Annotated in this window: 21 protein-coding genes and 1 tRNA gene; 5 read left to right on the top strand and 17 right to left on the bottom strand. The window is 45.9% G+C overall.

The genetic code is table 11. The features are described 5' to 3' along the window. Positions 1–49: 49 nt before the first annotated feature. Together HRI96_RS00950 and HRI96_RS00945 are read right to left on the bottom strand one after the other, a co-directional pair. Positions 50–4,060, bottom strand: coding sequence for a hypothetical protein (locus HRI96_RS00950; RefSeq protein ID WP_210117680.1), 4,011 nt, complete (start codon positions 4,058–4,060; stop codon positions 50–52). A gap of 151 nt (positions 4,061–4,211) precedes the next feature. Next, complete coding sequence (locus tag HRI96_RS00945; protein ID WP_210118579.1) at positions 4,212–5,138, bottom strand: Rpn family recombination-promoting nuclease/putative transposase; 927 nt, start codon at positions 5,136–5,138, stop codon at positions 4,212–4,214. Positions 5,139–5,338: 200 nt separating this feature from the next. Between HRI96_RS00945 and HRI96_RS00940 the strand changes: the two genes are divergently transcribed. From HRI96_RS00940 to uxuA, 5 genes are all read left to right on the top strand, one after another. Next, on the top strand, positions 5,339–6,541 hold the full coding sequence (locus HRI96_RS00940) for an integrase catalytic domain-containing protein (protein ID WP_210117679.1): 1,203 nt from the start codon (positions 5,339–5,341) through the stop codon (positions 6,539–6,541). Between the two features lie 201 nt (positions 6,542–6,742). Then, positions 6,743–7,975 (top strand): ribose-phosphate diphosphokinase, encoded by a 1,233-nt coding sequence (gene prs / locus HRI96_RS00935; protein WP_210117678.1) that lies wholly within the window; start codon positions 6,743–6,745, stop codon positions 7,973–7,975. Further along, a complete protein-coding gene (locus tag HRI96_RS00930; RefSeq protein WP_210117677.1) occupies positions 7,947–9,230 on the top strand; it encodes a xylulokinase in 1,284 nt (427 codons plus the stop codon). Before prs ends, HRI96_RS00930 begins: the two co-directional genes overlap by 29 nt. Then, entirely contained in the window at positions 9,227–9,886 is a 660-nt protein-coding gene (locus tag HRI96_RS00925) for an HAD family hydrolase (protein WP_210117676.1), read from the top strand. Before HRI96_RS00930 ends, HRI96_RS00925 begins: the two co-directional genes overlap by 4 nt. Before the next feature lie 167 nt (positions 9,887–10,053). Next, complete coding sequence (uxuA, locus tag HRI96_RS00920) at positions 10,054–11,127, top strand: mannonate dehydratase (RefSeq protein WP_210117675.1); 1,074 nt, start codon at positions 10,054–10,056, stop codon at positions 11,125–11,127. 98 nt (positions 11,128–11,225) lie between these two features. On the opposite strand, the gene HRI96_RS00915 is transcribed toward uxuA, so the two are convergent. From HRI96_RS00915 to HRI96_RS00845, 15 genes are all read right to left on the bottom strand, one after another. Further along, a tRNA-Arg gene (locus HRI96_RS00915) sits at positions 11,226–11,299 on the bottom strand. Between the two features lie 60 nt (positions 11,300–11,359). Further along, positions 11,360–12,154, bottom strand: coding sequence for an IclR family transcriptional regulator (locus tag HRI96_RS00910; protein WP_210117674.1), 795 nt, complete (start codon positions 12,152–12,154; stop codon positions 11,360–11,362). Between the two features lie 45 nt (positions 12,155–12,199). Further along, a complete protein-coding gene (locus HRI96_RS00905) occupies positions 12,200–13,534 on the bottom strand; it encodes an enolase C-terminal domain-like protein (RefSeq protein ID WP_210117673.1) in 1,335 nt (444 codons plus the stop codon). 145 nt (positions 13,535–13,679) lie between these two features. Continuing rightward, the gene (locus HRI96_RS00900) at positions 13,680–15,164 is read right to left on the bottom strand and encodes a tripartite tricarboxylate transporter permease (RefSeq protein WP_210117672.1); all 1,485 of its coding nucleotides are present in this window, start codon (positions 15,162–15,164) and stop codon (positions 13,680–13,682) included. A gap of 13 nt (positions 15,165–15,177) precedes the next feature. Next, entirely contained in the window at positions 15,178–15,675 is a 498-nt protein-coding gene (locus HRI96_RS00895) for a tripartite tricarboxylate transporter TctB family protein (RefSeq protein ID WP_210117671.1), read from the bottom strand. An 89-nt stretch (positions 15,676–15,764) separates the two neighbouring features. After that, positions 15,765–16,751 carry a tripartite tricarboxylate transporter substrate binding protein gene (locus HRI96_RS00890; RefSeq protein WP_210117670.1) on the bottom strand — a complete coding sequence of 329 codons (987 nt, stop codon included), beginning with the start codon at positions 16,749–16,751 and terminating at the stop codon, positions 15,765–15,767. A gap of 48 nt (positions 16,752–16,799) precedes the next feature. Beyond that, the gene (locus HRI96_RS00885; RefSeq protein WP_210117540.1) at positions 16,800–17,909 is read right to left on the bottom strand and encodes an IS110 family RNA-guided transposase; all 1,110 of its coding nucleotides are present in this window, start codon (positions 17,907–17,909) and stop codon (positions 16,800–16,802) included. Positions 17,910–18,248: 339 nt separating this feature from the next. After that, on the bottom strand, positions 18,249–19,394 hold the full coding sequence (locus HRI96_RS00880; RefSeq protein WP_210117669.1) for an amidohydrolase family protein: 1,146 nt from the start codon (positions 19,392–19,394) through the stop codon (positions 18,249–18,251). 104 nt (positions 19,395–19,498) lie between these two features. After that, a complete protein-coding gene (locus tag HRI96_RS00875; RefSeq protein WP_210117668.1) occupies positions 19,499–20,533 on the bottom strand; it encodes a TRAP transporter substrate-binding protein in 1,035 nt (344 codons plus the stop codon). Between the two features lie 49 nt (positions 20,534–20,582). Then, complete coding sequence (locus HRI96_RS00870) at positions 20,583–21,884, bottom strand: TRAP transporter large permease (protein ID WP_210117667.1); 1,302 nt, start codon at positions 21,882–21,884, stop codon at positions 20,583–20,585. 2 nt (positions 21,885–21,886) lie between these two features. After that, positions 21,887–22,393 carry a TRAP transporter small permease gene (locus tag HRI96_RS00865; protein ID WP_210117666.1) on the bottom strand — a complete coding sequence of 169 codons (507 nt, stop codon included), beginning with the start codon at positions 22,391–22,393 and terminating at the stop codon, positions 21,887–21,889. A gap of 21 nt (positions 22,394–22,414) precedes the next feature. Further along, a complete protein-coding gene (locus tag HRI96_RS00860) occupies positions 22,415–23,305 on the bottom strand; it encodes a dihydrodipicolinate synthase family protein (RefSeq protein WP_210117665.1) in 891 nt (296 codons plus the stop codon). A 37-nt stretch (positions 23,306–23,342) separates the two neighbouring features. Continuing rightward, a complete protein-coding gene (locus HRI96_RS00855) occupies positions 23,343–24,671 on the bottom strand; it encodes an enolase C-terminal domain-like protein (protein WP_210117664.1) in 1,329 nt (442 codons plus the stop codon). Between the two features lie 61 nt (positions 24,672–24,732). Continuing rightward, positions 24,733–25,617, bottom strand: a complete 885-nt coding sequence (gene garR, locus HRI96_RS00850; protein WP_210117663.1) for a 2-hydroxy-3-oxopropionate reductase — start codon at positions 25,615–25,617, stop codon at positions 24,733–24,735. Positions 25,618–25,851: 234 nt separating this feature from the next. Beyond that, the gene (locus tag HRI96_RS00845; RefSeq protein WP_210117662.1) at positions 25,852–26,148 is read right to left on the bottom strand and encodes a hypothetical protein; all 297 of its coding nucleotides are present in this window, start codon (positions 26,146–26,148) and stop codon (positions 25,852–25,854) included. Positions 26,149–26,175: the final 27 nt, after the last annotated feature.

Genomic DNA, 26,175 nt, shown 5'->3' with positions numbered 1-26,175 from the left:
TTAAGTCGACAATTACAAATTACCCATAATAAACCGGATTACCAATTTTCTACGGCCTTCTAAGATACCCGCTGTTATCAATACGATAGGTATTACCTCCATCGGGTTTTACGGCTATGTTTCGTACCGCCTGTGTCAATGAAAAACCTGTAACAGAATTATCCAAAAAGACTACTTGTTGGTTTTCGGCGGAATTATAATAGTTATTGGAATCGTTCTTGAAATCAAGTTTAAGTGTATACGATTTTTTATCACATATCTTGATAGCACCGTTAAAATGATCAGTATGCATAGGAAAAACAAGCTTAACAGTTCCTTTTATCTCCGTATCTCCTTTTACATTTAAATAAGAATAGTGATAGTCAGACCCTCCCTGCTGAGTATCAAACCCTCCAAGCTCTATCATAGAATTGTTATCCAATGCTTGTACGTTTTCAAAAGTAACATCGCCTGAATCTGACTTTATTATCTTTTCAGTATCTTTTACCGTTACATTTTTTAAGTGAAATTTGAAGAACCTATATGCCGATAAGGCAAACTCATCATCCTTACCGTTTTTTATTGTCAAATTTTCAAGAGTCATATTTTCTATGCCGGGGGCTGTAATAGTAATCATTTTACCTTTGTTATCAGCATTCAATACGGCGTTATTTGTACCCCTTATTGTACAGTTGGCAGCCGGCACCATGGTATCACTGCCGGCGGACATGGTATACTCTCCTTCAATGTAAAAAACATCACCGTCTGATGCACTTTCTACTGCGTTTTTTAAGGCTGTCCATTTAGCGGTAGGATTGGAAGCGGAGCCTCCTCCTATCACCTCTGCAAGCTTGCCGTGCTCATCTATTATCCATTTTTTAGCAGGAGAGGTTTGCGGCGTTACAGTGAACTTGGTGTAGTTCGCCGGTGTGCCGTTCGATATCGCGCCGTCAAGCACTTGCGTAGTCGCAGCGTAGTTCGCATCCGGTACCGTGATGCGCGCAACGGGCGCCGTACTTGTCAAGGAGCCGACAAGCTCTATCTTACAGTTGTTGGCCAAATACACATCGTTGTCGGCCGCCGTGGGAGTAACGCATGAGGAGCCTTTCATCTTAAAAACCGCTCCTGTTTCTACATACACGCCGGCGCCGCTTTTTTGATTTCCGGTGCAGTTCGTGATTGCACCGCTTTCCAGCATAAACGTTGCTCCGCTTCCTACATACACGCCGCCGCCTTCGCCGTTAGAAGCTCTGTTGCCGGTAATGGAGGCATTATCGGATAAAGTTAAAGAGCTGCCCGTGCCTTTTATATAGACGCCACCGCCCTTTCCTCCACCGCCTAGATACGATAGGTTTTGCGCCATAGTCGTATCTCCGCCGATGGTGCCGCCGCTGACTTTTACAATAGCTGGAGTACTTCCATCCGCTTCCGCATAAACAGCCCCTCCTATCTTTGCCTGGTTGCCGGTAACCGTGCAGTTTTTCATCGTGACAGTACCGCCCTTTGTGTAAATTGCCCCGCCGTACCCGGCTTCGGACAAGCCTCCTGCCTTGCCGTTTTTAAGCGCCAGGTTTTCAAGGGTGAGTGTTTTTCCGGACTGAACGGTGAATATACGGTGCGCATTCGAGCCGAGGCTGACGCGGTCTGCGTTAAGTATGTCCGAGCTTGCTCCGGTTTTTCCCTTTATCGTCAGGTTTTTGTCGATGTCTATTACGCCTCTGTCGTCGTCGCCGCTATCGTTTGTCGCTGTAATTGTGCCGTTTACGGTGATAGTGCTGCCTTCGGGGAGTGCTTGCACGGCTTCTTTGAGCCTTTGCCATGCGCCGGAGCCGGAACCGCCGTTTATGATTGTGGGTATTGCCTGCAATGTTCCGTCGCTCTTTATTTTCCATAGGTTCGCTGCATCTGCAGGCTGTGTTACGCTGAACTTGGTGTAGGTATTCAATAAATTACCGCCGTGAAGTAATGCAATCCCGTCTGTGTACTGTTCGGGTGTAATGCGGGCAACAATAGGATTGGCACTCGTCAAAGCACCGTCTACTTTAATCAAAGTGCCGTTTGCCAAATACACATCGTTTTTGCCCTTCGTGTTTGTGTCAGGTGCGGTTGACGGCGTAATGACGGTTTTCTCTGTCAGCCCAAGCGTACCTCCGGCTTCGACATAAACCGCCCCGCCTTTGCCGTCGGCGGCATAGCCTCCTTCAAGCTTTATGTTCTCCAGTATAAGCCCCGTGCCGGTGCCGCTTACTTTGAAGATGCGCCTACTGTTATTTGCGTCTACGGTGTGGACGGTACCGCTTGACGAACTTGACAGCATCAGGCGTTTGCCGCCGGTTACGGCTATTTCGGTATCGGCGGTCAGGTTGGCGCCGATTTTAATGTTTATGAAGAAAGTGTTATAATCATGCTGGCCGGGCCCCGTACCCTGTTCGGGAGTGTTTTGTACAACGTTTTTAAGCTCGCCGTAGGAGCTTACGGCATCTACCACCTTAATATGTACGGTAGTGTGCGGCCCTTCTATTGCGCCCCTTACAGTCCATACTTCAAGTGTGTGTGCACCGCCGGATAGCGTTATTTCCGCCGATGCCGGTGCCGACTGTTCGGCGCCGCTGTTCAGTTTATACTTTACCGTTGCACCTGCGTCCGCGCTCAGTTCAAGTTTGCAGCCTTGGTTGAGCATACTGTAAATAACCAGCGGGTTTGAGGAGCTATTATACTGTCCCTCATCGGGAATGATGTCTTCTGTAACATAGCCTTTAGTACCTGCACTGATACAGTACAAAGAGTTATCGCTGCTGCTAAAATCCTGCTTTATTTTAAGGCCGGGAACTTCATACCGCACCAGTTTAATAAAAAACTCTTTTGGGTCGCTGTCGTCGTAGCCGCTTAATTGGGCTTTTAGGGTAATTTTGTAACGCTCTTCGTATATGCCCGTCCCAAGCGCCGGTAAATTTATCACAGCGGTCGTTGTGCCGCTTACCGTTCCGCCGCTTATCTGTGTCCACGTGCTGCCGTCGAACTTTGCGATACTTCCCGTTATGGTCGTTCCGGCGGGAGCGGCCGTTGCCGTTGCCGTTAAGGTTTTGCCGCTTATGCCGGAGAATTCTTCCAGATTGCTCTCCGATGTTCCCGTTATTGGGGTTGAGCCGTCAAGCAATGCCACATCGGCCAGCTTGCTTCTTTGGGTGCTTGCCCGTATCACTGCGGAACTTAAGCCTTGTTCGTCTTTTATGCTGACATCGTACACTTTTTCAGGGCCGCCGACTTTTACATCGGTTTTTAAGCGGAGAAGCCCGCTCCCCGTAGGAAGAGGATGAGCAGCGTCGAGCGGACTTGCTGTCGCCAAAAGGTCTGCGCTCGATGATGTAAACTCCGTACCTGTTACGCTCAAAGTAATAGGGGAAAGTGATACGCCGCCTGCCGTAACGTTCATTGTGTTGATGTCTTTATGTATGCTTTCGCCGGGACTGCCTATCATTGTGCCCATATCTTTTGCGCGGAATAAAAGCACATAGAACCATTCGCTTCCTACCTGCGTTTTTCCGATTCCCGCGTACTCCAAAACGGGGGCGGTGTTCGCGTACAAATCAAACTTGTAAATTTGATTGAACTTTCTGCCGTCGGTACTGTAAAGCTTGATCGCAGCTCCTATGTTGCCGGCGCCGTACTCGTACCGTTGTAAAAAAGCCGATGTATATGTAAGCGTCAAAGTATCGCGAGCGCTTTGCACAAGCGTATAATCGGCGTTTACCGCAGGCGGGTTTGTCCCCGAAGCATCGTGTATACCGCTTCCGAAAGTTATGATATCCGAAGGCGCCCCTGTACCCGGCATTACAAACGAAAAGCTTTGGGGATTGCGCACGGTAAACGTAAGCACCGCAGGACTTGCAGACGGTACGCACTGAACGCCCGCCGCGCTCGTCGGTACCGGAGATGCGGATCTGAAACCGGTAATGACGGGTTCCGACGCCCAATACGAAAAATCTTCTTCTATGTCCGCAAAAAGCTCTTTGCAGGCGGTTATAGTCAGCAACGCCGCTAGCGAAGCGGCTCCGATCATTATCGTGATAAATTTACGCATTTTCAAATTCCTTTTCGGTTTCCATAAAATCAGCAAGGAACCCCTCTCTCAAAAAACAGTCATACTCGTAGCGGCACCGTTATTTTTGTACTGCAAAGTCCGTATTGATGTAGTCACATTCCGCTAGTAACATAGCAGTTTCCGTTCATTTCTAAAGCTTTTCAATTTCTTCAACGGGAAGACCTGTCATCGCACAAATTTCAGCGACCGGGTAATTATGCGCACGCATCAGCTTGGCAGTTTCAATTTTCGCTTGAAGCGCGCCGTCGGAGAAGCCTTGTTCAATGCCTTGTTCAATCCCTTGTTCAATCCCTTGTTCAATCCCTTGTTCAATCCCTTCAGCAAATGCGATTTTACCTGCTTCCTCACGCTGTACCGCTATATCCGTATCATAATCATATTCCGACAATAACATATTGATTACCTCCCGTGATTTTCGCTGTAAGTATTCTTTTAAGATTCCTTTTTTTATGCATATCTTTACCGCATTGGTAAAGCCGTTTTCTCTGTCGAGTTGCATTTGAGTACGTACCTCTTCTACAAAGAGGCTGTATTCTTCAAGCGGTTTGCACGCCGTTAAAACTTTGTTTGCCTTGTCCGTGTTTATATTGAGAACTTGCACCGTCAGTTCCAGCGGAGCGTGTTCCGGTTTTACAATGTAGGCGTCTGAAAGTTTGAGGGTTCTGTGTGACGGATACGCTTCTGTTCCATTGTAAAAGACATAAAACTCAGGTGTCGGAATTGTCTGCAGAATTCTGTGGTACTTTGCCCTCGGATCTTGAATTTGTTCATACAGACGCGCTACATATTGCAGGCAACGTAAAGGCATATTTTCATTAATGGTCGATTGGTGTTCCGCCAACACAATGATTTTATTGTCAATCAAACACGATACGTCATTGGACAATTTCGTATACATTGCCTGATCCAGTTTGAGCGGTTTCAGTTCCGTTGAAGAATCAAGGTTTGTGCCGTGTAAAGCATTATAGAGCGATAAGAAATTCTCTTTTGCCTTTTCGTCCTCACTGAATAGGTCGACAAAAACCGAATCCTTGTATTTTCTGTTTGCCGTGCTCATACCAAGCCCTTTATTTCTATATTCCTGCAGGCAATATTTGCTGCAAGGCAAAATCAAACCCTATGTATTATAATATAAATTAGAGAATTTTAGAATAGGCCGCATTGCCTCACGTAAAATCTAACCGAAAAAAAAGCGGTGAATCACGTAAAAATCTAACCCAAATCTGAGTCACAATAGAAGCCCGAAGGAAGGGCAAAATGGGGTTAGACATGAAAACGAAACAGAAATTAACCGAAGAAACGGCAAAACGCTACTGTACGGCAAGCAAAAAGCACAAGACGAAAATCATCGATGAGTTCATTGCGACCACCGGCTACAACCGAAAGTATGCCATCCACATTTTGAAAAACACGGCGTACATAAAAATAACACACTTTAACAACGTTGAAAAAAAGAGCGTGCAGGTCATTACGAAAGTACGCAAAAAGCGGCGCTATGAAAAATACTACTGTCAAGACGTACAACAGGAAGTTATTCGCCTGTGGATTTTATCGATGTATCTGTGTGCAAAACGCCTTGTTCCGTTCATCCGCGACAACATCGACTACTTTGCTCAAAAGGCAGGCTATGATGAACAACTCAAGCTTAAACTAAGCGCCATATCAAGCGCAACGGTCGCAAGGATTCTCAAGCCGGAAATCCCAAAACATTCAATCCGCGGTATTTCGACCACACGTCCTGCAAAAAATCTGAATAAGCTTATTCCCATACGCACCTATTTCAATTGGGACGAGAAAAAACCAGGCTTTTTTGAAGCCGACACGGTCGCTCATTGCGGTATGAGGAGCGAAGGTCAGTATGTTTGTACGCTCACACTCACCGACGTGCATTCAGGATGGACGGAAAACAGAGCTCTTTTGAACAAAGCCCAACGCTGGACAAAAGAAGCGGTCGATGATGTAAAAGAAAAATTACCGTTTAAGATGAAAGGCATCGACAGTGATAACGGAGGTGAGTTCAAAAATACTCAGCTGTTGCAATGGTGCCAAGAGCATAAGGTTGTATTTACCAGAGGTAGAGAATACAAAAAGAATGACAATTGCTTTGTCGAGCAGAAAAATGACAGTGTGGTACGAAGAATTGTCGGCTATTACCGCTTTGAAGGAGAAGAAACACGAGAAGTCATGGCAGAACTGTATGAATACTATAACAAGCTCGTCAACTTTTTTTTCCCTTCGATGAAGATTATCGCTAAGGCACGAATAGACGCAAAGGTTATAAAAAAATATGATACTGCTAAGACTCCTTACCGAAGGCTTATGGAAAGCAAGGAACTGAGCCCTGCTGAAAAAGAGGAACTGAGACGGAGAATGGTCAACTTGAATTTGCAACTGTTGCTTGAGAAAACACAACAGCTCCAAAGTACGCTTATCTCTATGGCTGTCCCTTGGTCAAAATAGCTACGGTTAGATTTTTACTTGAGGAACCTAAATCATTTGGGTTAGATTTTTATTTGAGGAAATACGTAGGCACATTTGTACCGCATTTGGGTTAGATCTTTACATGAGGAAATACGGAGTGCACACAATTTACTGCACTCATTGACCGCGAAGTTTATAATATGATACTATTGGCTATCTGCATAAAGTGAGGTCTGAATAATGCCGTATTCCGAACCGACCAATCTTGCGATTGTAGCATGTCCCGGCGGAGAAGCGTTTGCTAACGCCGTCATAGTACATCTTCGCAATATGTACAAACATCGCTTTGCACTAAAAACCGATGTCATTTCCAAACGTTATCAACTGACAAAAAACGACCTCATCAGAAGAATAAACCTTGAAAGCGACGTGCAGATGTCCGACGTCTGCATGCGAGGTTCCGTCGACGGTTACAGACCTCCTATCTTTAAAGTAAAAGCGCGTTTTACATATTTTATGAACGGCGAATTTAAGACGGAGCTTCTTGACTCCATTCGCGGAAAAGACGTTTACATCTTTCAAGACTGCGAAAACCATGAAAAACTTCCCTTAAACGAAGGGAATAATTTAATATCGCTTTCCGTAAACGACCATGTAATTTCCATGCTGGTTACCATAGACGCCGTTCAGGAAGCGGGCGCAAAAACCATAACTCTTGTCCTTCCCGTCTATCCCTACAGCCGCCAGCATAAAAAGAAAGGCCGCGAAGGACTTACCGCAAGAATGCTCGGTCATATTTACGAAAACATGGGAGTTACCCGTATCATCACTCTCGACCTGCATTCCCGCGAAATTATAAATTCCTTCAGTCTCACGCAGCTTGAAAACCTGCACGCAAGCTACCAGATAATAAGGGAGCTCGGAAAATGCGTGGATTTGAACAATAAAACCGAAGATCTTATAGTCGTTTCGCCGGATACCGGGGCTATAGACCGCAACAAGTTTTACGCCGCAGGGCTTAAACTTCCTCTTGCCATGATATATAAGGAACGCGATTATTCGATAGTCACCCAAGACGCACACAGCACAAATATAAAATCGATAAAACTGCTCGGTGACGTAAACGGAAAAGTTGCGTTTATGGCGGACGACATGCTCGGCACCGGAGGCACATTGCTCAAGGCGATGGAATATTTAAGGACCCAAGGAGCGACGAAGGTTATCGCAGCCATAAGCCTGCCTTTTTTTACGGGAAACGCTATCGAACAGTTTGACGAAGCTTACAAAAACGGACTTTTTTACAGAATCATAGGCACGAACGCGGTTTATCATGAAGATCTTTTAAAGCGCGAATGGTACATAAGCACGGACGTAAGCGGTTTGTTCGCCAATGTAATTATGAGAGTCTATCATAACCAGTCTATAAGCGGCTTGCTCGATAACCGTGGAATCATTGAAAAACTGCTCAAATAAATCATTGCAGGGCGGACAAAACATTCTTAACTTTTCAGACCGAAATAAAACGGTATTGTGCGTAGACATCGGAACATCGTCGCTCAAAGCCGCCCTTATTACCGAAAAAGGCCGTACAAAGGCTTTTTCCCGCCGAAGTTTAAATCATTCAAACAGCTCTAAAATTTCTTCTTTATGGCTCCCCGCCCTGTCGGAAGCGGTAAAAAGTTTCGGCGATAAAATAAAGACGGTTGCGGGAATCTGCGTTTCGGGGAACGGGCCTACCGTCGTATCACAGGACTCAACTACGCTTTTGTGGAACGAAGAAATTCCCGAAGAATACGGCAGGGAACGGCTGGGAACGAAATCGCTTTTTATCCCCAGGCTTTTAGCTTTCCGCAGTAAATTCAAACTTGCGTGGGAAAATTCCGAAAAAATTTTTTCAGGCCCCGAATACTTAATCTACGTTTTGACAGGCGCCGCTTTTTCCATACTGCCCGAAAAACGCTATGTTCAGGCGTATTGGGACGAGGCAGAACTGCGGCGTTTTAAAATCGAGCCTGAAAAACTGCCTGACTTTGTGCCGCCGTCCTATCTTGCAGGCAACACCATTTCAGAGGCGAACCTCATGCTGGGCCTGCCCCGCCCTGTCCCGGTTTTTTGCGGAGCGCCGGATTTTATAGTTGCGCTCATAGGAACCGATACCTTGTCGTCCGGAAAAATCTGCGACTGCGCCGGTTCGAGCGAAGGTTTAAATCTTTGCACCGAAATTCCTTTATACGGCGACGATATAAGAACCCTTCCGTCCGTAATCGGCGGACTTTGGAATGCGGGAGTATTGTTTACAAAAAGCGGACGGCGCTTTTCCGAATACAAAAAGCGGTTTGAAATATCGGAAAAAAGGCAAGCGACTTATGCGGAACTGACGGAGCGCTGCATCAAAAATCCTTCCTGCGAAGGTTATAAAATAATGGAAGCTCTTGCAAAAGAAGTTCGAAACGGATATGAAATTCTTTTTGCAGCGGCAAAAAAAGAAGGAATAAAAATTGCCGACGCAATCAGGATTACCGGCGGACAAGCGAAAAACCCCGCGTGGCTTCAGATGAAGGCAAACATCGTCGAAAAAACATTTGAAGTTTGCTCGATTCCCGATGCGGAACTTTTAGGCGACGCCGCCCTTGCCTATAAGGGGCTGGGGCTTTATAAAACAATTCAGGAAGCCGCTTCTTCAATCGTAAAAGGCGGAGAAAGATATTATCCGAGAGGAAACCCGTGAAAATTTATAAAATTCCTAAAGAACTTAAAACTGTGATCTTCGACATTGATTCCACGCTGTACACAAATCCCGCTTATGAAAAAAATCAGCAGGACGTAATAATAATAAAATACGGGCAAGAAAAAGGAATTTCACAAGAAGAAGCGCAAAAGCGTATTGCACAATACCGCAAAAAATTTGCCGAACAAAATCACGGTCAAAAGATCAGTTTGGGAAACACCTTAGCCGCGTTGGGAATCCCTATTTCTCGTACGATCGAATGGCGAAAAAATCTGATCCGTCCTGAAAATTTTCTTTCGGAAGATAAAAAATTACAAACCGTCGTCAAAGAATTGAACGAACGTTTTTCTCTTATATGCGTTACAAATAACCCTGTCGTCTGCGCCCGTAAGACATTGGATATTCTGGGAATTTCTTCTTTTATCCCCGAAGTCATAGGTATTGACATATGCGGAGTTTCAAAGCCGGCAAAAGAGCCGTTTTTGCTTGCAGCCGAAAAGACAAATGCAAACCCTCAAAACTGTCTTGCCGTAGGCGACCGTTACGACATCGACGTAGCTCTTCCTTTGGAACTCGGTATGGGCGGCATTACCGTCGAAAGCGTAAACGACGTGTACCGGCTTTCGGATATTCTGTCCGCCGATACATATCGCTGAAATTCCGCCTTGCCAGCCGCACGAGGGATCGAATTTCTCCGCGCCAAAGGGAGAATTTCGTAAAACCGAATTTTAACTTGCGCCTAATATATTAGTATGTTATTATGGATTAAGTTATCGATCCGATAATCGGATTATGCTGAAAACTTTTAGGAGGAACTTAAATCATGAAAATGACACTGCGCTGGTACGGTTCAAAATTCGACACCGTCACATTACAGCAAATCAAGCAGATACCCGGCGTTTCCGGAGTTATCACAACCTTATACGACATGCCCGCCGGAGAACTGTGGCCTGAAGACAGAATAAAGGCTATAAAGGCCGAAGTCGAGGCTTCAGGACTTAAGATCGAAGGCATTGAAAGCGTAAATATTCACGACGCCATAAAGATCGGGAACGACAAGCGCGACAAATACATCGACAACTACATCAAAACTTTGGAAAATTTGGGCAAACAGGGAATCGATCTTGTGTGCTACAACTTTATGCCTGTCTTTGACTGGACGCGCACGGATTTGGCAAAGGTGCGCCCCGACGGCTCAACCGTCCTAGCTTACGACCAAAAAAAAGTCGACGAAATAGATCCGCAAACGTTCTTCGACCAGACAAACGCATCGTCGGGCGGATTTGCGATGCCGGGTTGGGAACCGGAGCGGCTTGCCCATGTAAAAGAGCTTTTTGAAGCGTATAAATCGGTAGATGAAGAAAAATTATTTGCAAACCTTGTTTACTTTTTGAAAGCCATACGGCCCGTGTGCGAAAAATACGGAATTAAAATGGCTATCCATCCGGACGATCCCGCATGGCCCGTATTCGGACTGCCGCGGATCATCACCGGTCTTGAAAAGATTCAAAGGATGATGAAGGCTGTGGATGCTCCTTTCAACGGATTGACTTTCTGCGCAGGCTCTTTGGGTTCCAATCCTAAAAACGACCTTCCCGGCATTATCCGCGCACTTCCGGGACGCATTCATTTTGCCCACGTGCGTAACCTTCACCACTTCGGCCCCGGAGTGTTTGAAGAAGCGGCACACCTTTCGTGCGACGGCTCTTTTGACCTGTACGAAATGTGCAAGGCCCTTTACGACATAAACTTCAAAGGCCCGATCCGTCCGGATCACGGCCGCATGATCTGGGGTGAAAAAGCTATGCCGGGCTACGGCCTTTACGACAGAGCTTTGGGAGCTTCTTATATAGAAGGTCTATGGGAAGCGATAGAAAAAAGCAGCCGCAAAAGCTAAAGATTTTTGCGCAGTGTCTGCGTACCATAGGACATAATTAAGGCCGGACGGCGTGTCGCCGTCCGGCCTGTTTCAACCCGTTACGGTAAGTTTGAATTTGCCCCATATGCGATTCGAACGCACTACCTGCTGCTTAGGAGGCAACTGCTCTATCCAGATGAGCTAATGGAGCGCTTATTTTTTAATTATATTAAAACAAGCCCTTTCGGGCAAGTGCGGAAAAATCCGTAAACTATACTCCGGTATAACCTAAAAAATAAGAAATCTGGCGGGCGGTGTCGCACACAAAATGAATGTTTGCGTCCATTTCTTCGCTTGTCATGGCGTTGTCGAACGCGCTCATGCTTACCGCGGCTATTATCTTTCCTGCAGAATTTCTTATGGGAGCCGCATTGCAGTTGTCGTGGAGAATGAGCTCCTGCCTGTCGGTCGCATACCCTTGTTCGCGAACTTTTTTCAATTCCGCCATAAGTAAATTATGATCTACGATAGTGTGTACCGTAAGATCCTTAAAACCGCCGCCTTTGTCTATCATCTTTTCGATTTCTTCAGGATATAATTCCGAAGCTAAAACCTTGCCCAGTCCCGAAGCGTAAAACGGAATTTTCTTTCCGGGAGTAAAATAAGTGCGCAAAACGGACTGGCTGTCCAGTCTGTCAATCTGAAGAACTTCGTAATTAAACAAAAGCGCCAAATTTATGTTCGCCTTAGGAAAATGCTTGCTCAGCATTTCCATATAAGGCAGAGCGATCTTCCTTATATCCAAGGAAGACAGCGCTCTGTTGAACAGATGAACGAATTTGAGCGACGCAGTGTACAAACTTGTGTTTTCATCCTTTTCCAAATAACCGGCCGTCGTCATAGTGGTAAGAAGCCTGTACGCCATGTTTGTATTAAGATCCAACGCCGTCATTATCTGCTGAACTGAAAACGGACCGTCGTTCTGCGCCGCAAAGTCGAGAATCGAAAGACACCGAGAAACTATTTTTACATTGTATTTACCGTTATCGTCTTTTTTGTTAGCCATAAATTACCGAATACTAAAATATTTTCCGCCGTTCGGCCGCTTAAATTAGCGTACCATGCAGGGCATTTTGGAATCGAATTTCCAGCCGGGTATGAGATGCTGCATTCCCACTCCGTCCCGCCTGTCGCCGTAAGGCAGTTTTTTGTACAGTTCATGCGCTTTCAGCACCGCATCCATGTCAAGTTCAAGTCCGAAACCGCTCGCTTCGGGTATGTGAATTTTACCGTTCGCGATCTTATAAGGATTTTTTGTGAGATGCTGACCGTCCTGCCAGATCCAATGAGTGTCCATTGCGGTAACGCTAGGACAAGCTGCCGCCGTTTGTGCAAAGATTGCAAGCGAAATATCGAAATGGTTGTTCGAATGGCAACCCCACGTAAGCCCCCAGTCGTGGAGCACTTGCCCTATACGGACGGAATCGGCCATAGTCCAAAAATGGGGATCGGCCAAAACTATGTCTACGGATTTTTCCACGACGGCGTGATAAAATTGCCGCCAGTCCGTAGCGATCATGTTCGTTGCAGTCGGAATTCCCGTCCGCATTTTAAATTCCGCCATAGTCTCGCGCCCGGAATATCCGCTTTCCGTGCCGCAGGGATCTTCCGCATAAGTTAAGCAGCTGCCCTTGCAAAGCCGTACGGCTTCTTCAAGTTTCCAAGCTCCGTTAGGATCGATGTTTATGCGCGCGTCGGGAAATTCTTTTCCCAAAGCCGCTATCGCTTCCATTTCCTTTTCGCCTGAAAGAACTCCGCCTTTAAGCTTAAAATCTTTAAACCCGTAATACTCTTTTGCCGCGTGCGCCTGCCGAAGTATTCCTTGAGTATCCATAGCAGGCTTACGCCGCTGGCGGAACCACACGTTCGGAGCGTTATCTTCGGTGATGTAATCGCCGTCGAATTTTCTTCCGTCGGCTTGGTAAAACAGGTAACCGAGTACTACGACATCGTCGCGCTGTTTTCCTTCGCCCAGTAGCTCGCACACCGGAAGCCCCAAAAACTGTCCCCAAAGATCCAAAAGAGCCGCCTCAACCGCCGATTCCGCATGGACAACGTCTTTAAGCTTTGTCAGATCCAAGTTTTGTATGCCGTCGCTGTTTTTGGCGCGCTCGTTGTGAATGTTTTTAAGCCTGCCGATTATGGTTTTATACTTGCATACGGGCTGCCCTTCAACCAGAGGAACGGCGTCCTCAAGAGACTTTGTGATCGCTTCGCCGCCGTGAACTTCGCCTATTCCCGTGTGCCCGGCGTTATCTTTTATTATAACAATGTTCCTAGTAAAAAAAGGAGCATGAGCCCCGCTCAAAGAAAGAAGCATACTGTCATATCCTGCAACCGGATATACTCTCATTTCGGTTATCACAGGAGTATTGTCGTTTGTCATATAATCCCTCGTTAAAATTTTCATTTACCGCAAATAATGCGTATCGCAGATCATGCGCGTTGCACATCATTTGCACCCTGCAAAACTTCACACTATGGCGCCGGTTGCAAGTTACCCGCATGCTGCGCCCCACGAACCTTCATTGTTACGCGGCCGTTCCGCTCCGGTTTTTTACGCCCTTTATTACGGCGCGCACAATCGAAAACATTGCAAGCGCGATAAACAGAATGGCAATCGGATGAGTAAAAATTTCCATAGCGTTGCCGTTGGCATACTGCAGGCCGCGGCGAAGATTGGTTTCAAAATCCTTTGCCAAAATAAAGCCCAGTATGAACGGCGGAAGCGGAACGCTTACCTTTTTCATCACATAACCCATAATTCCGAACAAAAGCAAACTGAATATGTCAAACACTCTGTAATTAAGCGCGTAGGAGCCTATGCCGCATAATACTATAATAACGGGCAACAAAATATAAGACGGTATCTTCAATATCTTTACAAATCCGCGCAGCCCCGTAAACATGACGATAGCCATAACGGCGGAAGAAAGAATCATTGCCGCGTAAATAGCGTAGACCGTATCCGCATTTGTCTGAAAAAGCAGAGGACCGGGGGTAAGCCCGTGAAGCATAAATCCGCCTAAAAGAATTGCAGTAACGCCGTCGCCGGGAATGCCGAGTGTAAGCAGCGGTATCATAGCGCCTCCTATGCTGGCGTTATTTGACGTTTCGCTTGCGATAATGCCGTCGACTATTCCCGTTCCGAATTTTTCAGGATGTTTTGAAGAATTTTTTGCAACGGAATACGCTATGAGATTGCTCGTAGATCCTCCTATTCCGGGAAGAACTCCTATGCCGAGCCCTACGAGAGCCGAGCGGACAAGATTTCCTATTTGGTCTTTTATGTCGTTCCATCCGAAGCCCAAACCTTTAAGACGATATTCGGTCATAGTCGCGTCTTTATGCTCTTCAATTACCGTTTCAAGGACTTCGCTCACCGCATAAAGGCCTACCAAAACCGGCAGCAGGGCAAATCCTGAAGTTAGTTCCAGCGTGTCGAATGTAAAGCGCTTAGCCGAATCGATGGGCGCAAGCCCTACGGTAGCGAACATCATCCCGAACAGAGCGCTTAAAAGGCCTTTGATCATGGATTTTCCGGCAAGGCTTGCAATCAGCGTGAGCGCAAAAAGCGTTACGCCGAAATATTCCCACGGGCCGAATTTTATCGTAAGAGCGGCAAGAGGCTTTGAAATAACAACCATCGCCGCAATGCTGAATATCGTTCCGAAAAATGAAGCGAAAATTCCGATGCCCAAGGCTTTTCCGGCTTCGCCCTTAAGAGCCATAGGTCGGCCGTCAAAACAAGTCGCAATCGACGCAGGCGTTCCGGGCATATTAAGCAATATGGCGGAAACAAGGCCTCCCGAAGTGCCGCCTATGTAAATTGCCGTAAGCATGGAAAGACCGGCTTCCTTTGTTAAAACGTAAGTTACGGGAAGCATCATGGAAATACCGGCAACCGTCGTGAGTCCCGGCAATGCGCCGAAAACAATCCCGAACATGACTCCGAAGACAATCAAAACAAGTGCGAGCGGGTTTGCGAAAAGATTTATAAAACTTGAAAACAGCATGTATCTTCCTCCGTCAGTATCCGAAAATTCCGGCCGGCAAAATCAAACCGAGTGCCTTGTTGAAAATCGTATAAATTAAAAATGAGACCGCTATCGAAAACAGCGCCGTAAGAACGATGTTTCTTGAAGTCTTGTTCGGAAGCAGCAGATATATCATAGCAAAAAGATACAGAATTGTAGAAATTATAAATCCGAGCCGGTTAAAAAGGAAAATATAAACAAGCAGCAAAAAAATCGCCAAAAGGAGTTTCCCGGTAGTCTTTCGATTTACCTTCGCCTTTTCTGCGGAAGATCCTTTTTCCTTTTTCGCTTTTAGAATCGAGTCGACTATTATCGTCAAGCTTAAGACGGCCATTAGTATTGCAAAAGTCTGCGGAACCGCTCTGGACGACAGCCCTGTTTTTCCGAACGGATTATAGGATTCTATCGAGACGGATCCTATAAAGTAAAATACGGCCAGGATAAAGAAAAACAATCCTACGCCCAAACCGTTTTTTGTTTTATTTGTCATAATTTTACTGCTCCTGCACCTTTAAAACCCGATTACGGAGCGGCGGATCAAACCTGTCCTCAATCCGCCGTCTATAATAAGTCAAAAATTTATTTTTTTCCCGCTTTGATCTGATCCTGAATTTTCATCAAAGCGTCGTATTGTGATTTATACAGTGCTTCGGTATCAGCCGGATTCATATATGTGGGAACCTGATACATCTTTTCTATATCCGCCTTATACGAATTGTTCGTCTTGATCACTTTTTCACATGCGGCGGCAAATTTTTCAACTATAGCTTTATCGGTGCCCTTGGGCATAAAGAAAGTGTTGTCATAGCTGTAACCGCAATCCACGCCGAGCTCTCTGAGCGTGGGAAGATCTTTGAGCGTTGCCGAGCGTTCCGAGCTGACGTTGGCGATCATTCTGAGAGTATCGTTTTTTACATAGTCTACGACCTGACTGTAATTCAATTCGGTTACGTCGACGTGATTGCCGAGGATGAGCTGAAGACGTTCTCCCGAACCGCCGGAACTTACCACGTTGAACTTAGCGCCGGCCGCTTGAACCGCAATGCCTATCCACTGCGTGGAAGCGCCCGTGTTAGCCGTAAAGCGGTATTTTCCGGGATCTTTTTTTGTGGCGTTCACCACGTCCTGATACGTATGCCAGTCAGGATGCTGCTTTGCGTTTATAAGAAGAACTTCATCCGAAGCGCGGGAAAACACGCATACAGGCTCGAAATCCTTATAGCCGAAGTTGACCATGCCCGAAACCTGCGCCATGTGCATTGAAATCTGATGAACGAGCACCGTATATCCGTCGTTCGGAGCGTCCTTCGCCTGGGCTGCGCCGATTGTTCCTCCCGAACCGGCTACGTTTGTAATTACCACGGGTTGTTTTAATTCCTGCGTCAAATACTTTGCGAGCGTTCTTGCGTTTACATCGGAATTTCCTCCGGCCGCAAAAGGAACTATAAGATTGATCGATTTTTTAGGCCAGTCAATCCCCCCTGAATTTGCAGAATCTTTTGTGCCGTTTGCGAAAACGACACCCGCCGCCGCCAAAATTGCAGCCATTGCAATTAATTTTTTCATACCTTCCTCCCATAAAAAGTCAACGAACAAGGTGACTTTCTAAGCTATTTAATTCATGGCAGCAAGAGCTTGTTCAGCAAGAGTCAAAGGCTTATAAGTACCCATCATCTTACTTGAATCAAAGTCCTGTTTTTCCGTGAGCAATACCCACACGATTTCTGCCATCTTCCTCGCAGCAGCAACAATCGATTTGCCGCTGCCTTTGTTCTTTTTCATATAATCCAGTCGCTGCATGATTCTCCATTCCCAAGTATCTTTGCATCGCCGAATTCCCAACACCAACTGAACGTATGCCGTCCTCAATTCCTGTGGTCCTCGCTTCGTAATCTTTCCGTGACGAACACTCTCGTTTGAATCCTGTACCCACGGAACAAGTCCACAAAAGGCCGCATATTTGTTTGCATTCGCGAACCTGCCTATATCTTCGGTGTACGCTCTGATTATCCATGCCGTGATTTTTCCGCAGCCGCGGATTGTCATAAGACGATTGACCATTGCATCATCTTCTGTTAATTCGCTTAAATGCTTTTCAATCATCTTGACTGATTCTATCATCTGCTCTATGATTTGAAATATCAGTTTTACTGATTGTGCTTCGAGCACGAGGTCGCTATGCGACAACAGGGTGTCCAGAACTTTCTGGCGCCCTTTTTTACTTTGTAAGCTTCTAAGTTCATCAGTAAGCCCCATGCTTACCAGAAGCGCATGAACTTCATTCTTTTGTCCCACAATTGAACGAACAAGTCTTTCTCGCGATTTCAACAACCGCCTCAAGTTTTCCGTTTCCTTGCTGCAGATATGGCTTTCAGGAAGCATATCCTTTGAAAGAAATTCCGAAATCGTCGAAGCGTCATGCTTGTCGGTTTTCTTCGTCGATTCGTTGATTACCTTAAACTTCAACGTATTGATTACCGTCACTTCCGCTCCGGCTTTCTCAACCTGATTCTTAAAGAATCTTGTGTTTCCGGTTGATTCAACTCCGATTTTCACTGCAAAGTCCGCTGTCTTGTAACCGGCAATTCTTTCAAGAAACTTCGTATAACCGGCTGCTGTAGTCGGGTACTGCTTGATTTCAGACAAACTTTCAATCCTGTCCCCAACTCTCACATGCACGGTAAACTGTGTCTTGTGTAAATCAACGCCAATGTAAACTGTCATGATGACCTCCGTTTTGCTTCAGCCGAAAGTCTAATCGGTAGTGTGTTCCAATCTCCCATTCAGTCTCTTACGACTATCGTATGATACGGCAAAAGCTCTTCATTCTCCTTTCCAGAGGTCATGCCTCTACAAAATATGACGAACTATTGCCTGGGTTCCGCTGAATCACTTCAGCTTATCACATTACCGCTTGTTCGTTTTCCTTTTTATCTTACCTCCTTTGCAGGATATTTCAATATCCGAAAAAGTTTTTTCGTGCGCTCTTTGCGCACAGTTGATAAACGAGTTTTCGAAAGAAAACTCGCAGTTTAACAAGGCCGCGCTATCTCAGCGGCCTTGTTAAAACGTGTACTTCACCGAAGTAAAATCCGTCTGCCTGTAAACGATATTTCCTTTTTTTATAGTCATCTGAGGCACAATAACCTGATCTCCTTCAATGAACTCATTATTGCAATCGTAAAATCTTACGCCTTGCTTTTTTATTTTGAACAAAGCTATGTCGGCACGGTTTCCCGCCGTCAAAGAGCCGTAATCTTTAATACCGATAACTTTTGCAGGGGTTGTCGTAGTCATTTTAAAAACATCCATGCACGAAAGACCGAACGCCAGATATTTGGACATCAAGTGCGGCAAAGACACCACAGGATCCGCATAAAACGTTAGCGGCGACATGTCCGAACTTATTATATCGGGAAAAAATCCTTGCTTTATCGCACCTTTTGCAACGGAAAACGCAAAATTCTTTTTGCCGTTGCAAGCGTCAAATATTACGCCCCGCTTTCTGGCCTCCAGAACCTGTTTTTTTATCTTTCCGTTTTCATCAAGGATAGTGTTTTCAACGCCCTGATATACATGGCAAAAAACGTCTCCCGGTCTCAAGACGGAAGCTATCTCTTCGCACGGCACGGAAGGCCTTGTAACATGTACTACGACATTGCAACCTATTTCGTCCGCCAGCTTTATGCAGTAAACGAGAGGATCTATTGACGACGTAACATCCTTGGTCAGACGCAGCTTTATCGACACAAGTTCTCCCTTATATCGGGCGAAAAGTTCTTTTATTCTGTCATCGTATTTCGGGAATAAATTGACATCCAGGTTTTCAGGATAAAAACCCGTTCCAAGGCCTATGGGCGCAATATTCAAATAGCTTTTTACGGTTACTATGGAATTAGCTATTGAAAAATTATGGAACTGTGTATAATTGCACATACCGCAGGACCCGCCGTCAACCGCCGTGGTTACTCCGCTCGGCAGACAGGAAAGATCCGCATTTACGCCCCCGTCGGTTCCCTGATACAAATGTATGTGGTGATCTATAAGCCCCGGAACTACCATACAGTCTTTTGAGTCGATGACTATATCGGCGTCGTCCTTATCGAATTCGCTTACAATGCGTCCGCCGCAAACACAAACGTCCCTTATCTCTTCCGTTCCAAACAAGGGCTCATAAACTTTTCCGTTTTTAATTAAAATCTTAGCCATCCGGACATCCTATATCAGCTGTGAACTTTATCAACTGTGCACATAAATGCAACAACTTCCAAAGTTTATACTTTGTTCAGTTGTTGCGTTTATAAGGAATCGACTTATTTATTATCTTCTATTTTTTTCAAGAAGAAAGAAACCAGCTCGCTTCCTACTTTTTCGGTGACCATGTTGTAAACGGGCTGCGACATGGCTTTCATCTTTTCATGCTCGGCGGCGGACAATTCGATTATCTTCATACCGGCGTCGGTACACACTTTTTTATCCGCAATTATGCTGTCGTCGGCGATCCCGTTACCGTAATTATTAGCGTCCGCAGCACATTTGTCCACAAGGCGTTTCATGTCTTCGCTCAAGCCCTCGTACAGCGCATTGTTCATGAGGAACGTGATCGTATGACCCAAATGGTTCGTTTCGATCGCGTATTTTTGAGCTTCATAAAACTTGTTTCCTACGATGTTCATGTACGGATTTTCCTGTGCGTCGATTTCTCCTTGCTGCAAGCCGATATAGACTTCGCTAAAGTCCATGGGAAGAGGATTCGCGCCTAAAAGTTTCCAATATTCGATATGATACGGATTTTGAATTACGCGGATTTTTATTCCCTTCATGCCGGCGACGGATTCGGCAAGTTTGTTGCTCGTCATCTGTCTAAATCCCGCGTCTGAGTATCCCAAAACATATATTCCGTTCGCCTTGCTGTAGCTGTTCATCTTGTCGATAAATTCTTTATCGCTCAAAACTTTGCGCATATTTGTTATGTCTGAAAAAACGGACGGCATATCAAAGATCGCATACTGTGGAACGAAGCCGACCATTCCCGACGTCATTGTCGAAGAAAAATTGATCGAACCGTTTACAAGGCCTTCCAACATTTCCCTGTCGCCGCCCAACTGCCCGTTGGGATAAATATTTACGACAACGGCTCCGTTGCTCTCACGTTCAATATTTTCTTTGAACTTTGCGACGATCTTATAGTTGATCGTAGTTTCAGCCACATTGAGCGCTGCCGTCCACGTATACTTTTTTGCCGCCTTTCCGGCAGTATCGGTGCCCGTTTTCTTTTCTTTTGCACATCCCAAAAGCGCAAGCACGCACATGAACGGCAAAACCGATTTTACAAAACCCTTTTTCATCCTATCCTCCTAAAAAATTCGACCGTTTTATTATTGTTTGGTCACTCGATCATTTGATTATTGACGGGAGCCACAAGCTGAGGCTCGGAACAAAAATTATAAAACAAAGCGCCGCTAAGAATGCAATAAGGAACGGAACCGTAGCCTTTGCGATCTTGAGCACAGGCTCTCCCGTCAAGCTGTTGGCAATATAAAGATTTATTCCCATCGGCGGCGTCACCATGCCTACTGCAAGGTTCACGGTCATCATTATGCCGAAATGAACGGGATCAACCCCTACGGATTTTACGATGGGCAAAAAGATGGGCGTCAAAAGCATTATGTTCGGTATGTTGTCAAGGAACATGCCGAACACGAGCATAACCAAATTGACAAAAATGAGAACCGCATATTTATTGCTTATGACTTCGGTTACAAAACTGCCGATTTCATGAGAATATCTTAACATGGCGACTACGCGGCCGAACGCGGTAGCGGCGGAAATTATAAACAGAATCGGGACGTAGGACTTTACGCCTTCGAAAAACATGTCGACAATTTCTTTTATACCGATCTTTTTGTACACAAAGATGCTTATAAAAAGCGCATATATTACGGAAATGGCGGCCGCTTCCGTAGGAGTAGTGATCCCCGTATAAATGCTGCCGAGTATTATTATGGGACAAACGAGCGCCCAAAAACTTTCCCTAAAGACGCACAAAAAACCCTTGCTTCTAATCGCATCGTAAGATTTTGCGAGCAGCTCTTTATTGCCTTTATGCTTTCTGCAGTAAAAATAAGCGTAGACCATAAGGCAAAAAGTGATCAGAAGTCCCGGTATGATTCCGCCTATGAACAGCTTTGACGGCGATGCGCTGGACGAAGAAGCGTATACGATGTATGAAATGCTGGGCGGAATAATTACTCCCAAACCGCCGCTCACGGTTACGAGCGCTGTGGAAAAAAGCTTGTCGTAGCCCATGTTCACAAGGAACGGAATACTCATGCTTCCGACCGCGGCCACCGTCGCCGGAGAGGAGCCTGAAATCGCCGAATAAAACATGCACGTGCCTATGACGGCGCACGGAAATCCGCCGGTCTTGTTGCCTATAAAATAAGCAAAAAAATCGAATATCTTTTCCGAGATTCCTCCCCTCGCCATTATTATTCCCGAAAGGATAAATAGAGGGACTGCAAGGAGCGTAAAACTGTCAAGTCCGTTTACCATACTGCGGATAGCAGCTTCGACCGTATACGGAAAAGACGGATCCAGAAAAGAAGGCAAAAACGCCATTCCGCCGAAAACTCCCGCAACAGGGATTGTAAAAACAAACAGAACGATTAAGATTACAAAAAATACTAATACAGGCATATTCAAGCACCTCTTTTGCCTAGCGTCTTTCGAACCGAAAAATAAAAAAGCTGGATTATCCTAAAGACGGCAACCGCACAACCTGACAGCGGTATCAGATACAGCACATACATCGGAACATCCAAGGCCGGATTTACCTGTCCGGACGCCTTTGCCCTTATGAGCACAAAAACGCTTCCGTATGCAAGGACGGCCAAAAATACCGCCATAAAAACCCAAGCGACGCAGTTGAAAACTGTCGCGGCTTTTTTGCCTAAAAACTGAATCAGAGCGTCTACGCGGATCATCTTATTAAAGCGTATGCAATATCCCAAGCTGTAAAATCCGGAAGTGACAAGACAAAATTTACATATTTCTTCGCTCCAAGTAAGCGATTTGCTGAAAACATAGCGCAAAACCACGTTTACGGATATCAACGCGGTCATAATAAAAAGGCAGGCGATAAGCACGGCGCTTTCCAGATTATTATCCAGCCATGACAGAGCGGCATTTTTTCTATTCTTTTTCATATTCTCGCTTCCTTATGAAATTTAATCGACGAGTCCCATGTCTTTAAGGACTGCCTGCAATTTTTCACGGTCCTGAGCGCACAGCGGCTTAATGGGAGAGAGGCACTTGCCTACGGGAAAACCTTGCAGCTCAAGGCCTTCTTTGATTACCTCAGGGAAGGTTCCCATGTTCGAAGCTATGCGAAGCGGATTTAACACAAACTGCGCTTCGAGAGCGCCTTTTAGATCTCCGGCTTTAAATTTGTCGTAGATGTCCGCGACGATGCGCGGAGCGACGTTTGCGCAGCTGGCGATAGCTCCGCCGGCGCCGTAGCATAGTCCGGCATATATCAAGGTGTCGCGCCCCACCAAGACGGTAAAATTTTTATTCCCGCGCGTAAGGCGGATGTATTCGGCGGAATTGGTAAAATCGCCGGTGCTGTCTTTAACGCCTACTATGTTTTCAATTTCGGAAAGGCGCGCAACCGTTTCGGGCGCGATAGTCACATTTGTCTTGGGTTTGTTGTTGTACATGATCACAGGAAGTTTCGTATTCGAGGCGACCGTCTTATAAAAATCATACAACTCGTCCTGCGTTTGACTTACGAACATCGGAGTTAAAACGGAAACGGCGTCGACCCTTGCCTCTTCCGCAATATGAACAAGCTCTATGGTTCCTCTCGTTGAAATTTGGCTTGTGCCGCCGTAAACGGGAACTCTCCCCTTAACTTCGTCTACTGCCACTTCAAAGATGTGCTTTACTTCATCCTTTGAAAAGGCATAAAATTCTCCCGTAGTTCCCATGGGAAAAATACCGTGAACTCCTTCTTTTATAAGAAAATTTATCACCTTTCTGAAAACGCTTTCGTTGAATTTTCCGTCTTCGGTAAACGGAGTTATAACCGGCGGAATAATGCCGTAAGGCTTAAACATATTTTCTCCTCTTCCTGTTTATTTTTATCTGCCCTGTTTAACGCACAAGGCACGGCTTTTTAGGATCGAATTTCCAACCGGGAATCAAATACTGCATCCCGATGGAATCGTCGCGGGCTCCCAGACAATGCTCTTTATACAATTCGTTTGCTTTTTTTATCTGTTCGATGTCGGGTTCAACGCCAAGTCCGGGTTTTTTAGGCAGATCGACACAGCCGTCTACTATCTGCAAAGGCTTCTTTGTAAGACGCTCAAGCCCTTCCTGCCAGATCCAATGCGTGTCTATGGCGTTTACATTTCCGGGAACGGCGGCCGCCGTCTGCGTGATCATCGCTAAAGAAATGTCGAAGTGATTGTTCGAATGCGAACCCCAAGTAAGCCCGAATTCGTCGCATAACTGGCCTACGCGCACGGCTCCCGCCATAGTCCAAAAGTGGCAATCGGCAAGCGGAATGTCCACGGACTGAAGCACAACCGAATGGCTCATCTGCCGCCAGTCGGTAGCGATCATGTTTGTAGCCGTGCGCATGCCCGTAGCGCGGCGGAATTCCGCAAGAATTTCCCGCCCGGAATAGCCGTCTTCGGCGCCGCAAGGATCTTCGCAATAAGTGAGAGTTCCGCTCATTCCCTTGCACAGATCTACGGCTTCTTTTAAACTCCACGCTCCGTTAGGATCAAGCGTAATCCTTGCATCGGGAAACCTTTCTTTTAAAGCGCGGATCGACCTCATTTCTTCTTTACCTTCAAGAACGCCGCCTTTAAGCTTGAAATCCGCAAAGCCGTATTTTTTTTGAGCGGCGACGGCCAGAGCGACAACGGCTTCGGGCGTCATAGCCTTGTTGTGGCGGAGCTTGTACCAGTCGCATGAAGAATTTTCTTCGGAATCATAGGGCAAATCGGTCTTTGTACGATCCCCGACAAAAAAAAGATAACCCAGCATCCGCACCTTGTCTCGGACTATGCCGTCGCCCAGCAATGCGGCGGCGGGAACTTCCAAAAACTGTCCGGCAAGGTCAAGAAGAGCCGCTTCAACGGCCGTTACGACGTGGACGCCGGTGCGAAGATCAAAGGTTTGAAGACCGCGCACATCGTTTGCGCATGTTTTTTTCATGTAATCGGAAACGGCCTTGAGCGTGTTTTTATAGGCGCCAATAGAACTGCCTTCCACGATCGTCCGGCATTTTTCCAGTGCGTCGGTGATCTTTTGTCCGCCGGGGACTTCACCGCAGCCTACGCGTCCGCTGCCGTCTTCAAGGATCACAATGTTTCTTGTAAAAAACGGGGCGTGCGCTCCGCTTAAATTCAATTCCATGCAGTCCTTGCCCGCAACCGGATAAACTGTCATCTTTTTTATTACGGGAACCATTCAAAGCCCTCCTAAAAACACGCCGTCCTTTCAAACAAAAACGGCGCCTTTGATCTTTCGATTATTTTCCGATCTTTTCGTTTGAAAGTTTTTCATAGTATTTTGCAAGCGCGCTGTGATCGTCTTTTTCAAAACCGTCGGCTTTGAGAGCTTGCATCATTTCCATTACCTGACCTGTAAGAGGCAGCGGACTTGAAACCTTGTGTCCGGCGTTAAGAGCGTTCGTAAGGTCCTTTATGTGAAGTTCAATTCTAAAACCGGGTTTATAGTTGTGCGCAAGAATCATCGGAGTCTTTGCGTTCATTACGGTAGAACCGGCAAGGCCGCCCTTTATTCCTTCAAAAACCTTTTCAGGATCGGTTCCGGCTTTTTTTGCAAGCATGAGCGCTTCGGAAAGGGCTGCAATATTGCAGGCGACGATTATCTGGTTTGCAAGTTTGCACGTATTGCCTGCGCCGAGGTCACCTATGTGGGTAACGGAAGAACCCATTATGGAAAGAAGATCTTTGTATTTTTCAAACAAGTCTTTTTTGCCGCCGCACATTATGGACAGGGTTCCGTCAATGGCCTTAGGTTCGCCGCCTGAAACGGGAGCGTCCATCATCTCTATGCCTTTCTTTGCGAGTTCTTCGCCGATCGCCTTGGATTCCATAGGATCGATAGAACTCATATCAATCAAAACCGAACCGGGCTTTGCAGTTTCAATAAGACCGTTTTCACCCAGCGCTACGGTGCGCACTTGAGGAGAATTCGGGACCATAGTGATAAACAGGGAACAAGCCTTGGCAACTCCCGCGGGATTTGCGGCGACTTCCGCGCCCAAAGCTTTGAACTCTTCAAGGGTTTCCTTTTTCAATTCACAGATCACCAATTCGTGACCGGCTTTAATAAGGTTTTTAGCCATCGGCTTACCCATTATTCCAAGACCGATAAATCCTATTTTCATTTTTTGCCTCCGTAATTTATAAAATTAACTACTTAATTAAACAACTAATTTTAGAAAATGTAAAGTAAAATATTGATTTTTTATAAACTTTTTATATTTTTTTATGAATTTAACATAAACAAAAGAGAAATTTCTTCGGCACAGCCCGATTTTTTTAAAATCAGGCCGCGGTCATCTTTAAGACAGAGGTTTTATTAATGAAAACAAAGAAAACCCGCGAATTTTTAAGGAAGGCTAGCGGCTTCTTATGAGCATGAGGGCAAAAGCAAGTATAAAAAACAATGACGGAACGGCTGTAAAAACGAGCACGGAAAGAGGAATGCCGAAAACCTCAACGCCTCCGGCGGTAATTATTCCAAGATCCAGCATCATATTAAACATTATGCCCGTGTAGCCTGTAACGGCGCCCGCAACAAGCGACATCCAAGCCGGATCCCGCGTTTTGGACCACAACATGATGGCGAGAAAGGCCGCCAAACCTCCGAGCACGAATTTTACTATGTACAAGATGATGACTGCATTCTGATCCATATTTTTCTCCAAAAATTTTTGCAAGGA

This window comes from Treponema parvum (assembly GCF_017893945.1).
GTDB lineage: Bacteria > Spirochaetota > Spirochaetia > Treponematales > Treponemataceae > Treponema_D > Treponema_D parvum_A.
Note: the sequence above shows the minus strand (reverse complement) of the source record. Positions and strands in the feature narration are given on the sequence as shown.